This window comes from Tumebacillus sp. BK434, from assembly GCF_004340785.1.
Taxonomy (GTDB): domain Bacteria; phylum Bacillota; class Bacilli; order Tumebacillales; family Tumebacillaceae; genus Tumebacillus_A.
This window is the reverse complement of record NZ_SLXS01000002.1, coordinates 73,809-88,581: the sequence shown is the minus strand read 5'-3', so window position 1 is coordinate 88,581 and position 14,773 is coordinate 73,809. Positions and strand designations below refer to the sequence as shown.

Sequence of the window (14,773 nt, the reverse complement as noted above, 5' to 3'; positions counted from 1 at the left end):
GATGAGCACCTTCAAACACACTCTTCAATATCGTCTCGCTTGGATATTCCTGATCCTTTTGGTGGTGGTATGTGTTTACGGCGGCTATCTCACACCTCACCCTTTGCAAGGAAACAATCCTGTTTTGCTCGAGTACTCCGCCCAGCATGGTCCTCCGCCCTACCCGCCCTCTTCCGTTTTCTGGCTTGGAACTGACCACAGAGGTAATGATCTGTTCAGTTTACTGCTCAACGGCGCCAAGTACACCTTAGGATTTGGACTCTTGATTTGCGTGATTCGGCTTCTCATCGGAGTGCCGCTGGGACTGCTCACCGGAGCCTTGGGAAAGGGGAAGCTGTGGGTGACCATGCTCAGTTCGGCAACCACATCGATTCCGGGGCTCTTATTTATCTACCCTACTATCTACGGTTTTCGAGACCATCTGGACAAATTTTATTTTCTGATTTTCTTATCCGGGCTGATGGTGTTGATCGGAGTCTTCCCACTCGCCTTGCAATTTGCTCAACGTGTCGAAGCGTTGCAGCAAAACTTGTACATCGCTGCCTCTCAGACCATCGGCGCTTCCAAGTTTCGCATCATCACACGCCACCATCTGCCTCATTTATGGCCGGAGCTTGGATATGCATTCCTCGTCGAGCTTGTCCAAATTTATTTCTTGATTGCCCAACTCGCGATTGTCGGCATCTTTATCGGCGCTGATGCTGCGAACTCTTCTGAGGGCGGTGGCAGTTGGGTGATCGCAACCTCCAGTTCGGGTGAGTGGGGCGCTCTCATCGCTTCCGGATTCCGGCACATTATGCACTTCCCCTGGCTGATTTTGGCCCCCATTTCATTTTTGGCTGTTTCCGTTCTGATACTTTCTTATTTTTTGAAGCAGATTCAAAAAAGACTGAGCAAACCATATCTCTATCAAGGAGGCTCCCCTACTTTGACCAAATCTCAACTTGCAATTGTCTGCGGTTCACTTGCTGTAGCCTGTGTATCACTGTATCTGTTCCTTTCCGATAAGGATTCGAATCCCCCTTCCGATACACCGGTTGTATCGACACCTGAGCAGAATGGTACAGGTCACGTTTTGACCAATCAGGAAATCATGCTGAAACAATCCGGACCTGCCATCCAAGACACCGCCGATAAGTTTATGACCTACATGAGTGAAGGGAAGTGGGACTACGCTCAAACTTATCTCGATCCAAATTCTCAAAACGGGACCTCGTCCAAAGATTTGCCCCCGGCGCCATTTGATAAGTGGATGGAATTATTTTCAAAACAAAATTATAAGTTTGGCGGGGTCTCCGACTTGAAGATTGTTTCGAAAGATAATGAAGTTCCCATCTTTGAAGCCACGCTCAGCATTACAGATGGTTCAAACAACCGGCAGGAATGGAAAATAAGACTCAATCATATGCAGCGCGTGACTTCCGGCACAAACGAATAATCCTGCAGTTCTCCAAGAAAAACCCGCATCGGCGCAGATCCCCTCGGTCTGTGCACGGTGCGGGTTTTATTTGCTATTCAGCCAGCTTTCCGCGGCGACCGCTCGTTCGACCAGCCGCAAGGTGTTGCAGTACAGGGCGGTGATCTTGTAGCTGCTGTCCGGCTTGGCGGTGTAAAGCTGTTCGGCCGCATCGGGTACCAGGCACCAGTCGTCCCCGCCGGACGCCTCCGGGTCGGCCACGTCCGGCCAGACATCGGTCAGCCGCGGGCTGTAGATCGGTTTCGCGCCAGGGCGCAGCACGGCGCCATCGACGCGCGGGTAATAGCGCTTGCGTTTCGTGCCGCCCGCCGGAGCTTGATCCGTGTAGAGATGTGGCCAGTAGTCGGCGCGCGACCCGGTGTGCGGCGTGCTTTTGGCAAAGGCGATCACGCCCTGGTGCACATCCGGCCGGCCAAACAGGATCGCGTACAGGCGGCGTCCCGTGTCGATGCGCTCGGTCAGCGAGAGGAACGTGTCGACGACACAGCCGGCGAGCTCGGTGCGGTTGGTCTGCGAGCGATAGGGAAAGGCGACTTGGGTCAGGTTGAGAAAGGTCTGGGCTTGGAATTCGAACGATTCGAGCACCGGCTTGTAGTTCGGATGTTGCACGACGCGGTGTTCGATGTAGTTCTGCTCGTTGATGATCAGCCCCAGCGTCAACAGCTCCGCATCGTGCGTCGCAAAGAATCGCTCCCAGATCACGCGCATGAAGCGGGAGACGCCGAAGTGCGGGAGCAGGTGGAACAGCGGACGGCCCGCTTTGACGCTCGCTTCATAGAGCATCAGCTGCGGGTACGCGTCGCCGAAGATCAGCCAGTTCGCCCGTTCGAGGAACTGAAAAAACGCCTCCGCCTCCCGCTCTTCCATCACCCGTGCGATCAAGTCGCCGCGCAGGTCGGTCATGCAGTATCCTCCATTGCGCGACACCATGTGTGCCAGCAGCGCCCAGTGCAGCTCCGGCCTGCGCTTGTAGACCTCCCAATACGCCGCCGTGCGCGTGATGTTGTTGCGATTGTGCTCGCGGGTCGCACGCCTAATCCGGTCGTACAGCCTGCGGTCCTCGCCTGTCAGCAAAAGCGGGTCGGGGGCAGGGGAATTCCCTTTTTCCAGGGCCAAGCTGAGGATACGGCGGATTTCGCGAACTTCCTTGTCATTCGAGTGCCCGGTCAGACGCGCGCGCAGCCGTTTCCAGAAGTTACGCCAGCGCTCTTGCAGACTTGCCATCTTTGCTCCCTCCTCTCCCTTGTCCCTCTCTTATCATATGATGCACATGCGAAGACCGGTTCCAGACAAAAAAACCTCCCGCGCCGGGAGGTTTTCTGCTGCCTGTTTACTTCAACTCGCGCCGGATCATCTCTTGCACCACGTAGGACGCCACGTCGGGCGCGAGGGTGCCGGGGCCGAAACCGGCATCATAGCCGAGTTCGAGGGCGAGCTCGTGGGAGATGCGGGGACCGCCGCAGATCAGGATCAGCTTCTTGCGCAGGCCTTCCGCTTCGAGGAGCTCGACCAACTGGGCGAGGTTGGGAATGTGAACGTCTTTTTGGGTGACGACTTGGGAGACGAGGATCGCGTCGGCGTTCAGCTCGATCGCCTTCGCCACCATCTCTTCATTCTCCACCTGCGAGCCGAGGTTGTACGCTTCCACCATCGGGTAGCGCTCAAGGCCGTACTCCCCGTTGTAGCCTTTCATGTTCATGATCGCGTCGATCCCGACCGTATGCGCATCGGTGCCGGTGCAGGCGCCGATGATCGTGATCTTGCGGCCGATCTGCTCTTTGATGAAGTCGTTGATCTCATAGAAGCTCATCCGCGGCGAATCGACTTTCGCCACTTTGATCTTCGTAAAATCGACCGTCGCTTTCGTTTTCGCGTACAGCACGACGAACGTGAAGTCTTCGCCGAGGTCATGCTGATGCACCACCGCGGGGTCGGTCAAGCCCATCTGCACGACGAGCTGGCGGGCCGCTTCGGCCGCTTCTTCGCCCGGCGGCACCGGGAGCGAGAAGGACAGCTGGATCATCCCGTCATCAAACGTGTCGCCGTACGGGCGCACCTGCGTGAAATCGCGGTGCTCCCACGGACGCTTTTCTGCCTGAGCGCTCATCGCTGCATCGCCTCCAGACCCAGTTCTGCCCGCAACAGCGTTTCGAACGGATTGAAATAGTCTTCCGCCCGCATCATCACGCCCTGCAGCCCTTTGCCCCCGGTCATCGTCCGCTTCACGTCGCCGAACATGCCGCGCGAGATCGTTTCGAGCAGGCCGATCTCCCGGATGTCTTCCAGCATCACGGTCGCATGTTCCAGCACTTCATGGGCGCGGCGGACGATCTTGCCGTCCTGTTTGTACTCGATCTCATCGCCGAGCGTGCGCATGTTGGAAAAAACGTATTTGGCCGCTTCGATCGCGATGTGGCGGTCGTGAATCAGCGGGGTGTGGATCGCTTCGGTCATCATGCCGAGCAGTTGAATCCCCTGATTGGTCATTGCGCCGACGACGTTGAACAAGGTGTCCTGCACATGGCCTTTGAAGATGTTGCCGGTCATGTGCTTGGTCGGCGGCATGTATTTCAAAGGCGCTTTCGGGAAGATCTCGCGCGCCATCTGCGCCTGCGCCAGTTCGAGCAGGAAGCCGTCCTCCAGGTCCGGGCTCATCTCGAAGGCATGGCCGAGGCCCATCTGCTCTTCGGGCAGGCCGGAGCGCAGCGCCAACTGCTCGTTGATGAACTGCGACGCCAGCACGGACGGTGCCGCTTCCACCGCATCGGCGGTGGTCAGGTAGTTGTCCTCGCCGGTGTTGATGATCACGCCGGCAAAAGAGTTGATCATCCGCGAGAAGTTCTGGTCGACCAGCGTGCGCTGCATGTTGATGTCGCGGAAGAGGATGCCGTACAGGGCGTCGTTCAGCATGACATCGAGGCGCTCCAGCGCGCCCATCGCGGCGATCTCCGGCATGCACAGGCCGGAGCAGTAGTTGCAGAGGCGGATGTAGCGGCCGATCTCTTCGCCCACTTCGTCGAGCGCTTCCCGCATGACGCGGAAGTTCTCCTGCGTCGCATAGGTGCCGCCGAAGCCTTCGGTCGTCGCGCCGTACGGGACATAGTCGATCAAGGACTGGCCCGTCGAGCGGATGACGGCGATGATGTCGGCGCCTTGGCGGGCTGCCGCTTTCGCCTGCACGACGTCTTCGTAGATGTTGCCGGTCGCGACGATGACATAGATGTACGGACGGCGCCCTTCGCCGATCGTTTCCAGATAGTGGTCGCGCTTTTGGCGGTTGGCACGGATCTTTTCGATGCCTGCCTGGGCGAGCTCGTACGCTTTTTTCTGGATCACTTCGTCTTCGAGCAGCGGGAGTTCGAGCAGGTCGAGCGTGCCTGCTGCGATCTCTTCGCCCACTTCCTGCACGGTGAGGCCTTTTTGCAGCACGGCGTTGATCACAAAGCGGGCCGCGCCGCGGTGCAGTTGTCCGCCGTCTTTGATGTGGTCGACCACCACGTTCGGGAGCGGCACATAATCGGCGTCGATGCCGTCCAGTCCGTACAGGCGCAGCACGGTGCGCTCCACCGCGACGGTGGTGCGCTCGGAGATAAATTCCTGCAGGGAATCGGCCACGTCGGACGCCGCTTGGCGCGCCCGGGCGACTTTGGCCTGATCGAGATACAATTTGCTCATGTTGTGGGGCCCTCCTTTCGCTGTAACGCCGCACGGGTCTCATCCAGCACCGCTTGCGGCAATCCAAAACATTCGGCCAGCCGTACGGCGTCTTTCGGAACGTCGCCGGGGCTGCTTTTCACTAACGTATAGTCCATCGCGCTGTGCAGACGGTGCAAGACACCGTCCGGCGCGTTCGTTTCTGCCAATTGGTCGAGCACGCCGCGCTTCAGCCCGGCGACCCGGAACAGCTGCACGCCCGGCACTTCGGTCACGCCGGGGAAGTGGGAGGCGAACAAGGCGGTGTGCCCTGTCGACAGCAGGTAAGACGCGAGGCCGATCGCCAGCGCTTCGCCTTCTTCCGGGTTGGTCGTGCGGGCCACTTCGTCGAGCAGCAACAAGGCGCGCCCTTGACCGTTGACGAGGGCCGCGATGCGCTGCATCTCGGCGCCGAACGAGGACAGCCCGCTGTGCAGGCTCTGCTCATCCCCGCCGGACATGCCGATGCGCTCGACCGGCCGGAAGCGAAAGCGCTTGGCCGGCACGGGCATGGCGTGCTGCGCGAGGGCTTGGAGCAGCCCCAGCGTCTTCAGCACCACCGTCTTGCCGCCCATGTTCGGCCCGGTGATCAGCCCTACGCCTGGCTGCAGTTCCACATCCAGCCGCGTAAATTCGCCGCCCCGCGCTTCGACTGCAGAGCGGGCGACCGGGTGGAACGCGCCTTCGAGAAGCCATGCAGCGGGAGCGGCATCGGCACCTTGCAAGTCACTTGCGGGCTCTGCTACATCCGTTTCTCCAGTGCTCAATGCTGGCGATGCCGTCCAATCCGCCCGGCCATACTCCCACTTTTTCGCCAGCATTGCTTTCGCCAGCGTCAGGTCCAATCGCCCGACCGCCTCCAGCGCCTGTGCCATCGCTCTTGCGTACGGGCGAAACTCCTCCGCCAACGCGTGCAGAGCTGCCGTCTCCTGATCCTCGATCTCGGTCAGCTTCGCCTCGCGCTGCTGCAGCAGTTCGGTCAGCACCGCAGACTCGGCGACGCCAAACACCGCTTCGAACATCGTCTCCTGCACCAAGACCAAGTCCCCGTCCTGCCGCGCCGCGCCCAACACCCCGTCCAGCTTGTCAAACACGAGCTGGCCGTCTTGGCCCGGCCGCCTGCCGTATCGTTCGCGCAGGCGGTCGCCCTGGGCCTTTTTTTCCGCAAACAGCGCTTCCTCAAGCGCCGCCAGCTCTTGGCGCAGGCGCACCAGCTCCGCATCTCCGGACAGCTCGGCCAGCGCAAAGCCCGGCACCAAGTCCCCCGGCGGGTTCAGCTTGCGCAAGAGCTCTTCCCAGGCCAGCCGCTCCCACCACGGGAAGCAAAGCCCCCGCTCCGCCAGCAGCCGCTCCACCGCAAAGCCATGCCACAAAAACTGCTTCACTTCAAAAAAGTCCACTTGGCGCAACGACGCCCCCTGCCCGATCAGCTGCAGCAGCGCGCCGATCTCCGGCACCGCCCGCAGCTCGTCGGACAGCTCTTTCACCCACGCCGCTTCGTCTAGCTCCGCCCGCACCGCGCACAGGTCGTCCATCCGCTCCTGCCAGCGCGCTTCCTCGCCGGGCAAAAACGGCCGCATCCCGCGCTTCGCTTGCAAGCCCGCTTTGGACAGCGGCCGGAGCATCGCCAGGACCTCCGGCCAGCCAAGCAGCTCTTTTGTCGTCTCATCCCAATATGCCATGCCTGCCTGCGAGGTCATCCTGACTCACTCCTTCACATCAAAGACGGGAATCCCGCCCGCCGCCGCTTGGATCGCTGCCACCAACTCACGCCCCGGCAGGCGATACCCTTGCACCGCGTACGGATTGACCGCAACACCCAGCACGTTCACGCTGCGGCGCACGACGATCCTATGCCCGCGCCGCAAAAACTTCCGCCAGACCGGCAGGCTCACAAAAAAGTGGGTCGCATCGGACAGCACCAGCCGGAACCCGCGCGGCATCCCTTCCAGCATCTGCACCAGCCGGTCGGTCACCGCGCCGGTCACCGCCAGCGCCTGCACATCCTCCTGCCCCGGCCAGTGCGGATCGTTCTGCGGATTGGCCGTAAACGACGAGGTCTGGCGCAGCAGCACCGGCTCCAGCCGGTCCTCACGGAGCACGCCCACAGCCAAAGCCCCTTTTTCCGCAGCCAAGTCATACAGCATGGCCAACTCGGCATCCGCTTGCGGCAGTGCAAACCGCTGCAGGAAAAACAGGCTCTTCTGCGCCGCCTCCTGCACCGTCTTCGCCACCACCGCGCCGGTCGCCAGCACCACGCCGTCGGTCAGCAGCGGATGGGCGGCCATCATCCGGTCGAACGCCCCGTCGATAAAACACAGGTCGGCGCCGAGCGCTTCCATCCGCGTCAAAACGTGACTCACCTGCTCCTGATAGCGAACGCCGGCCAGCACCACCGTGCCCGGCTCCTGCACTTCCGCCAGATAGACATCGCCGAGCGTCGACCCGATGCCCGTCGACTCCACGATGCGCAGCGACGCCGTGCCTTCGGTCAGCACATCGCCCGCAGACGCCACGAGGGCGCCCGCCGGGACTCGCACCTCGGGCTTGGGCACCCCCATGATCGCATCGTTTCGCTCTCCGTCAACACCGATCGAGAGCAGACCAAGCTTCCGCCCATGGACGGAAGCCTGACCGATCAGTTCATTCAAAGCGGTGGTCTTGCCGGCGTGTTTGGCGATCCCGACCAGCGCGAGGCGGCGGACACGACCCAAGTCCACTCGTTGCAAAGCCATCGCGATCAGTCTGCCATCGGCAGGTCGATCTTCGTATCCGGCTGTTCGGCCTGCTGCTCTTTCGGACGGCGGCGCTTCAGCGTCTTCGGCTCCAGGGAGAGCTGCTTGTCGTTGAGCAGACGCGCCAGCCCGATCTCGTTGTCGGTGCTGTGGTCGTGCTTGCAGGTCGGCGGGCATCCTGTGTCTTGGTAGGTCGGCTCGTGGTACACCGAGATCACGCCTTCGAAGTTGCGCAGGATCACTTTGCCATGGCCTTGCGAGAGCACGTAGTTCGGCATGACCGGAATCTTGCCGCCGCCGCCCGGCGCGTCGACGACGAAAGTCGGCACCGCATAGCCTGAAGTGTGACCGCGCAGCTGCTCCATGATCTCGAGGCCTTTGGAGACGGTGGTGCGGAAGTGCTGGATGCCTTCCGACAGGTCACACTGGTAGATGTAGTACGGACGCACGCGGTTGTACACCAGCTGGTGCATCAAGTCTTTCATCACGTGCGCGCAGTCGTTGACGCCGCGCATCAGAACGGTCTGGTTGCCGAGCGGGATGCCCGCGTCGGCGATCTTGTGGCACGCCGCTTTTGCTTCTTCGGTCAGTTCATCCGGATGGTTGAAGTGCGTGTTGATCCAGACCGGATGGTATTTTTTCAGCATGGTCACCAGGTTGTCGGTGATGCGCTGCGGGAACACGACCGGCGCGCGGGTGCCGATGCGGATGATCTCCACATGCGGGATCTTGCGCAGGTTGGAGATGACGTACTCGAGGATCTTGTCATTGACGAGCAGGCCGTCGCCGCCGGAGAGCAGAACGTCGCGGATCTGCGGCGTGCGGGCGATGTAGTCGATCGCCGCATCGAGCTGCTGGCGCGGCACCGATTGGCCGACTTGGCCGGAGAAGCGGCGGCGCGTGCAGTGGCGGCAGTACATCGAACATTGGTTGGTGATCAGGAACAGCACGCGGTCCGGATAGCGGTGGGTCAGGCCCGGCGCCGGCGCATCTTCATCTTCGTGCAGCGGGTCGGCCATGTCCCACGGCGAGCGCTGCATCTCATCAGACATCGGCACCGCCTGCAGGCGCACCGGGCATTGCGGATCATCCGGGTCCATCATCATCGCGTAGTAGGGCGTGATGCGCAGCGGGATCGACATCTTCACGTTCAGGATGCCGACGCGCTCTTCTTCGGTCAGGTTGACGACGCCTTCCAGCGTTTCGAGGTCGTTGATGGTGTGGGTCAGCTGCCACATCCAGTCATCCCATTGATCGTTCGTTACGTCTTTCCAGATCTCCACATCACGGAAGTGGCGTTTTTGTTTCCCGTACAGGTGGCGTTCCAAGCGTTCTTGTTGTTCCATGAGTAATGCCCTCCTCTTAGTTCCCGTATTTGGTTTCAAACAGCCCGCGCAGCGCAGCCGACTCGCGCACCAGTTGCAGCGAGAGATCGGCATGCCCTTTCGTATAGCCGTTGCCGATGATCATGTTCACATCTTTGCCGACGCCTTCTGCGCCGAGCGCCGCCGCCGTGAAGGAGGTCGCCATCGAGAAGAAGTAGACCGTCCCTTCATCGCGCGTGGAGAGGATCGAAGCCATCTCCGTGCCCGGGATGTTCACGCAGTTGACCGTCAAATCGGCAAAAGTTCCGCCGGTCGCCTTCTCGACCGCTTCCAGCACGTCGACCGGCTTGGTGCAGTCGAGGTTTAAGACCACATCCGCCCAGCCGAGCTCTTCGAGCTGCTTGCAGCCGGCCTCGCCGTACTCGACGGCGATGATCTTGCCGGTCGGCCCGGCCGATTTGCGCGCCTGGTACAGCACCATCGTGCCGCTTTTCCCGCCGGCGCCGAGCACGACGACCGTGTCGCCCGCTTGGACCAGCTTGGCGGTTTGCGCCGGAGCGCCGCAGACGTCGAGGACGGCGAGCGCGATCCGGTCGGGGAGGTCGGACGGGAGTTTCGCATACAGGCCCGATTCGAAGAGAATCGCCTGGCCTGCGATGTCGACCTGCCCGGTTTTGACATCAAGATGTTTGATTGTCTCGATCGTGAGCGGAGTGAGCGACAGCGAGACGAGGGTCGCGATGCGGTCGCCTTCCTGCAGGTCGATCTGCCCTTGCAGGCGTTCGCCGATCCGGCGCACCGTGCCGATCAGCATCCCGCCGGAGCCGGTGACCGGATTGTGATGCTTGCCGCGCTCCGCGACGATGCGCTGCATGTGCGCGCCGACCTTGACCGGGTCGCCCCCCTCCGCATCGCGGATTTGTACAAAAGAAGCAGAGTCGATGTTCAGCGTTTCCACATCGATCAAAATCTCGTTATCATACAGCTCCATGCTGTTGTCAATCTTCCATGCCGGCTGCGGCATCGTGCCTTGTGGCTCCAGCACACGATGCAAACCGTACCGATGGCCCGGTCTCATGGCGCTCCCCCTCCTTACACACTTTCCTGGATCTGTTGTTGCGTTGCTCACTAGTCATTGCAAGAATCGTGCCAACTTTTATAAAACCACTGCCAACCCCGTTTCCCAAAGGTTCTGCCAATTTTCCGCAACCGCTTACAAAAGAAAAAGTGCCGAATTTTCGGCACTCCCTGTGTCAGTCCTGCTCTTTCTTCTGCCCTTTTTGCAGCCTGTACTGCAGCGTCTGCCTGGGCACTTTCAGCAATTTTGCCGCCTGTTGGATGTTTCCGCCCGTCTCGCGCATCGCCTGCTCGATCAGCGCGCTCTCCACGTTATCGAGCACTTCGCGCAAGGGGCGGACGCCGTGCGGCAGAGTAATGCCGCCTTCCGCCTTGGCGGCGAAATGGCCTTCGCGAATGTGCCACGGCAGGTGTTCCATGCGCAGATACGGCCCGTCGGCGAGGTTCATCGCCCCTTCGACAGCATGCTCCAGCTCGCGCACGTTGCCCGGCCACCCATAGGCATGAAAGCGGTCAAACACCTCAGGCGACACATCGAGCACCTGCAGTCCGAACTTGCGGTTGAACTTGTCAATAAAATGCCGCACCAAGAGCCGGATGTCATCCGGGCGCTCCGACAAGGAGGGCAGATGCAGCGAAACGACGTTCAGCCGATAATACAGGTCGGAGCGCAGATGGCCCTGCTCGATCGCCAGCAGCGGGTTCTGGTTGGTCGCCGCCAAGACCCGTACGTCGACTTCGATCACCTTCGTGTCGCCGACCCGCCGCACGATGCCTTCCTGCAGCACGCGCAGCAGCTTCGCCTGCAGTTCGAGCGGCATCGAGTTGATCTCATCCAAAAACAGCGTCCCGCCGTCGGCCAGCTCGAACAGTCCCGGCCGGTTCTCCGCCCCTGTAAACGACCCTTTCACCGTCCCGAACAAGAGCCCTTCGAGCAGCGACGCCGGCAATGCTGCACAGTTTTGAGCGATAAACGGCTTGTGCCGCCGCGGTGACGCATTGTGGATCGACTGCACGAACAGCTCTTTGCCCGTCCCCGTCTCGCCAAACACCAGCACCGGCGACGAGGTCGTCGCCGCCCGCGCCCCCAGCTCTTTGAGCAGCAGCATCGACCGGTCCTGCGTCAAGATCTCGTCGAACGTCCAGCGCGCCTCGATCGGGCTTTTCTTCTTCCCGAGCGCCTTTTTTTCCACCCCGACCACCTGCGCCTGCAGGTCGATCAGCTTTTCGTTCAGCTCCTTCAGCCGCGTCAGGTCTTTCGCCACCTCCAGCGCTCCGATCACCTTGCCGCCCGAGACGATCGGCAGCGTCGTGTTCACCGTGTGCACCTTGTAACCGCGGTAGTTGGTGTACATCTGTGGCAGGTCGGGAATCCGCTCGCCCGTCTCGATCACCTTGAGCAAGGTGGACGTCCCGTTGTTGAGCGACGGAAACACCTCCAGGATGTGCTTCCCGATCACTTCCTGCGGGTCGAGTCCGTCCAGCCGCGCCACCGCATCGTTGTAATAGATGGTGATGCCGTCCCGGTCGACCGCATGAATCCCTTCATCGATCGACGCCAAAATCGCCCGCAGCATCTCGACCATCTCCCGCGCCTCGCGCTCCATCTCCAGCCCCTCCTTCCCTCGTCCGCTCACCGCCGGAAATTCGGCACTTTTTGCGCCGATTTTCCGGCAGCTCGGCCCAAAAAAAGTTCCGCTGGTTACAGCGGACGCTTAAAAATGATCTGATCCCGGCACGGAATGCCGTGCTCCACAATCGCATCTTCATAAGTTCTTGTAAAATAATCAAACTCAATGCCGGACATCCGAAACCCCTGCTTCTGATAAAACGCCAGATTTCCGATGCTCGAGTTGCCGGTGCGCACGACCACTTCGCGCACCTCGCGCTCCTGCAGCATGCGAAGCACCGCCTGCAGCAGCTGTTTCCCGTGGCCCTGATTCTGATAGCCTTCGCGAACGGCCATGTTTTTGATCTCGATCTGGCCCGGTTCCGACTCCAGAAGATGCAGCACGCCGATCGTCTCTTCCTCTTCGGAGCGCCAGGCGTAGAGCTCTCCTTCTGACAGATAGCGGCGCACCATCGCTTCCGAAGGGTCGGCTAGCAAGAGCAGCGGCAGATACGCGTCACGGTTTCTTTCCACGAGATGAAGCATGGTGTCCCCTCCATTCCTACTGTGAATACCCTACGCAACAGAATACCTTATTTCCTCTTTTTCCGCACATTCTTTTCCTTTTTCCCGCGTTCCAAGAGTATCGGCAGGCGCTTTTTTAATTGTGAACCGATCTTTCCGAGCTCTTTCGATGCGCAATGGCCCCAATATCCGTCGAGCGGAATCTGCATCCCGTATTCGCGGGCCAATTCCATTTTCATGCCCTCGACCAACTGCCGCACTTCCGGATCATTCACGTCCCAGTTTTTACTTTTATCCAACGGGTGTTTACCACCTCTCCAAAAAAATTTATGGTATCACTCCTGCAAAATCACATATTTCCCTTAACCTAAATTACTAACATTTAACAAAAAGTCGAAAAATGTCGATGAACGCCCAAAATATTCGTCGGACACGGTTTCTATTTTTGCCTGAAACCGCTGGAAACAGACCGATCTACCAAAAATCATTTCTTGTCGAAAAAAAGTGCAGTTTTCGGGCAGCCCAAAGAGGGAGAAAGGCTTATGAAATCCGAAATGTGACAATTTTTATCGAAATACACCGATTTCTGAAATTAATCGTTAAAATTATAGTATAAATTGCCTGCAACATTTTCTTAAATAAATATTGACATACCCTTCACATTTACTATAAGATTAGAACACGGACGACAGAAAAGTCCGAATATAAACACATAATGGAGGTCACTTAAAATGAACAAAAAGCTGGTGGCAACTCTCGTATTGTCCTCGGTAGCAGCATCCGTGTTCGCAGTGAACGCAGGCGCAGCTTCGGACAAGCAAGTCCTGAAAGACGAAAAAGGCGCAGTCCACAACGTTGTGGGCAAACTGGGCAAAGTATCGGGCGCAACTGCTGAAGAGCGCGCATTCAACGCACTCGACAAAGTAAAAGGCGACCTGGGCTTCAACAAAGCGAAAGACAACTTCAAGTTCAAGAAGTCCCATAAAGATGAAAACGGCACCACCCACACCAAGCTGTCCCAAACCATCAACGGCATTCCGGTGTTCGCTTCCGAAGTGATCGTGCATGAAGCGAACGGCGATGTTGTCGGCGTAACCGGCGGTTTCGAAACCCTGGCTGCTGACGCTTCCGCAGCTTCCATCTCCGATGCAACAGCTGTAAAAGCAGCAGTTGCAAAGACCGGCTACACCGGCGAACTGTCCCGCCCGTCCAACGCTGAGCTGATGTACTTCCCGCAAGGCGACAAAGCAGCTCTGGCTTACAAAGTCAACGTGAACTACATCAATGAAGCTCCGGGCAACTGGACCGTATTCGTAAGCGCGGTAGACGGCTCGATCCTCGAAGCGACCAACCACGTACATGCAGGCACCGGCACCGGCGTTCTGGGTGACACCAAAACCATCAACACCACCCTGACTTCCGGCCAATACTACCTGGAAGACCGCACCAAGTACATGTACACCCAAAAAGGCTCCACCATCAAGACCTACACCTTTAACAACGGCACTACTTCCCAGTACTACATGACCGATGCGGACAACAACTACAACGCGACCAACCAGCGTGCAGGCGTTGACGCTCACTACTACGCGGGCAAAGTGTATGACTACTACTACAGCCAACTCGGCCGCAACTCCTACGACGGCCTTGGCAAGACCATCATCTCCGGCGTCAACTACAGCTCCCGTTACAACAACGCGTTCTGGGAAGGCACGCAAATGGTATACGGCGATGGTGACGGCTCGACCTTCATCGCTCTGTCCGGCTCCTACGACGTTGTTGCACACGAACTGACCCACGCTGTAACCGAATACACCTCCGGCCTGATCTACTCCAACCAATCCGGCGCGTTGAACGAGTCCTGGTCCGATGCGATGGCATCCGTCATGGATTCCGCTAACTGGCTGATCGGTGAAGCGGTCTACACCCCGGGCGTAGCTGGCGACGCACTGCGTTCCATGTCCAACCCGGCTGCTTACGGCCAACCGGCGCACATGAACCAATACGTGAACACTTCTTCCGACAACGGCGGCGTTCACACCAACTCCGGGATCCCGAACAAAGCGTTCTACAACTTCGCAACTGCAATCGGTTCCCGCACCATCGCAGGTAAGATCTGGTACACCGCTTCCCGCGACTACATGACTTCCAGCACCAACTTCGCAGGCGCTCGCGCAGCAACCCTGCAAGCAACTGCAGCGCTGTACGGTTCCACTTCTTCCTACTACACCGCTCTGCAAACCGCTTGGAGCAACGTAGGCGTAAACTAATCGGCAACCTGCAAAAACCCCTGACACCTGTCAGGGGTTTTTTTACATATTATAAGAGCTGT

The 14,773-nt window shown here is 59.2% G+C and carries 12 protein-coding genes; 2 read left to right on the top strand and 10 right to left on the bottom strand.

Features of this window, described 5'->3' with window-relative positions; all coding sequences use genetic code 11:
• The first annotated feature begins 1 nt into the window (after nucleotide 1).
• Nucleotides 2-1,438, top strand: a complete 1,437-nt coding sequence (locus tag EV586_RS04870; RefSeq protein ID WP_132943958.1) for an ABC transporter permease — start codon at nucleotides 2-4, stop codon at nucleotides 1,436-1,438.
• 66 nt (nucleotides 1,439-1,504) lie between these two features.
• On the opposite strand, the gene EV586_RS04865 is transcribed toward EV586_RS04870, so the two are convergent.
• The 10 genes from EV586_RS04865 to EV586_RS04820 form a co-directional block, all read right to left on the bottom strand.
• Nucleotides 1,505-2,701 (bottom strand): DUF2515 family protein, encoded by a 1,197-nt coding sequence (locus tag EV586_RS04865; RefSeq protein ID WP_132943957.1) that lies wholly within the window; start codon nucleotides 2,699-2,701, stop codon nucleotides 1,505-1,507.
• Between the two features lie 106 nt (nucleotides 2,702-2,807).
• Nucleotides 2,808-3,584, bottom strand: a complete 777-nt coding sequence (gene kamE, locus EV586_RS04860; protein ID WP_132943956.1) for a lysine 5,6-aminomutase subunit beta — start codon at nucleotides 3,582-3,584, stop codon at nucleotides 2,808-2,810.
• Nucleotides 3,581-5,152 carry a lysine 5,6-aminomutase subunit alpha gene (kamD, locus tag EV586_RS04855; RefSeq protein ID WP_132943955.1) on the bottom strand — a complete coding sequence of 524 codons (1,572 nt, stop codon included), beginning with the start codon at nucleotides 5,150-5,152 and terminating at the stop codon, nucleotides 3,581-3,583. The genes kamE and kamD overlap by 4 nt, the downstream gene beginning before the upstream one ends.
• Nucleotides 5,149-6,870 (bottom strand): lysine 5,6-aminomutase reactivase ATPase KamC, encoded by a 1,722-nt coding sequence (gene kamC, locus EV586_RS04850; protein WP_132943954.1) that lies wholly within the window; start codon nucleotides 6,868-6,870, stop codon nucleotides 5,149-5,151. The genes kamD and kamC overlap by 4 nt, the downstream gene beginning before the upstream one ends.
• Nucleotides 6,871-6,876: 6 nt before the next feature.
• Nucleotides 6,877-7,905 (bottom strand): lysine 5,6-aminomutase reactivase subunit KamB, encoded by a 1,029-nt coding sequence (gene kamB / locus EV586_RS04845; protein WP_132943953.1) that lies wholly within the window; start codon nucleotides 7,903-7,905, stop codon nucleotides 6,877-6,879.
• A gap of 5 nt (nucleotides 7,906-7,910) precedes the next feature.
• Entirely contained in the window at nucleotides 7,911-9,251 is a 1,341-nt protein-coding gene (kamA, locus tag EV586_RS04840) for a lysine 2,3-aminomutase (RefSeq protein ID WP_132943952.1), read from the bottom strand.
• Nucleotides 9,252-9,267: 16 nt separating this feature from the next.
• Complete coding sequence (gene kdd, locus EV586_RS04835) at nucleotides 9,268-10,308, bottom strand: L-erythro-3,5-diaminohexanoate dehydrogenase (RefSeq protein ID WP_132943951.1); 1,041 nt, start codon at nucleotides 10,306-10,308, stop codon at nucleotides 9,268-9,270.
• A gap of 175 nt (nucleotides 10,309-10,483) precedes the next feature.
• On the bottom strand, nucleotides 10,484-11,914 hold the full coding sequence (locus tag EV586_RS04830) for a sigma-54 interaction domain-containing protein (RefSeq protein ID WP_243652937.1): 1,431 nt from the start codon (nucleotides 11,912-11,914) through the stop codon (nucleotides 10,484-10,486).
• Nucleotides 11,915-12,009: 95 nt separating this feature from the next.
• On the bottom strand, nucleotides 12,010-12,462 hold the full coding sequence (locus EV586_RS04825; RefSeq protein WP_132943950.1) for a GNAT family N-acetyltransferase: 453 nt from the start codon (nucleotides 12,460-12,462) through the stop codon (nucleotides 12,010-12,012).
• A gap of 47 nt (nucleotides 12,463-12,509) precedes the next feature.
• Nucleotides 12,510-12,740 carry a small, acid-soluble spore protein, alpha/beta type gene (locus EV586_RS04820; protein ID WP_132943949.1) on the bottom strand — a complete coding sequence of 77 codons (231 nt, stop codon included), beginning with the start codon at nucleotides 12,738-12,740 and terminating at the stop codon, nucleotides 12,510-12,512.
• Nucleotides 12,741-13,172: 432 nt separating this feature from the next.
• On the opposite strand from EV586_RS04820, the gene EV586_RS04815 reads away from it, so the two are divergent.
• Nucleotides 13,173-14,711, top strand: coding sequence for a M4 family metallopeptidase (locus EV586_RS04815; protein ID WP_132943948.1), 1,539 nt, complete (start codon nucleotides 13,173-13,175; stop codon nucleotides 14,709-14,711).
• The last annotated feature ends 62 nt before the right edge of the window (nucleotides 14,712-14,773 follow it).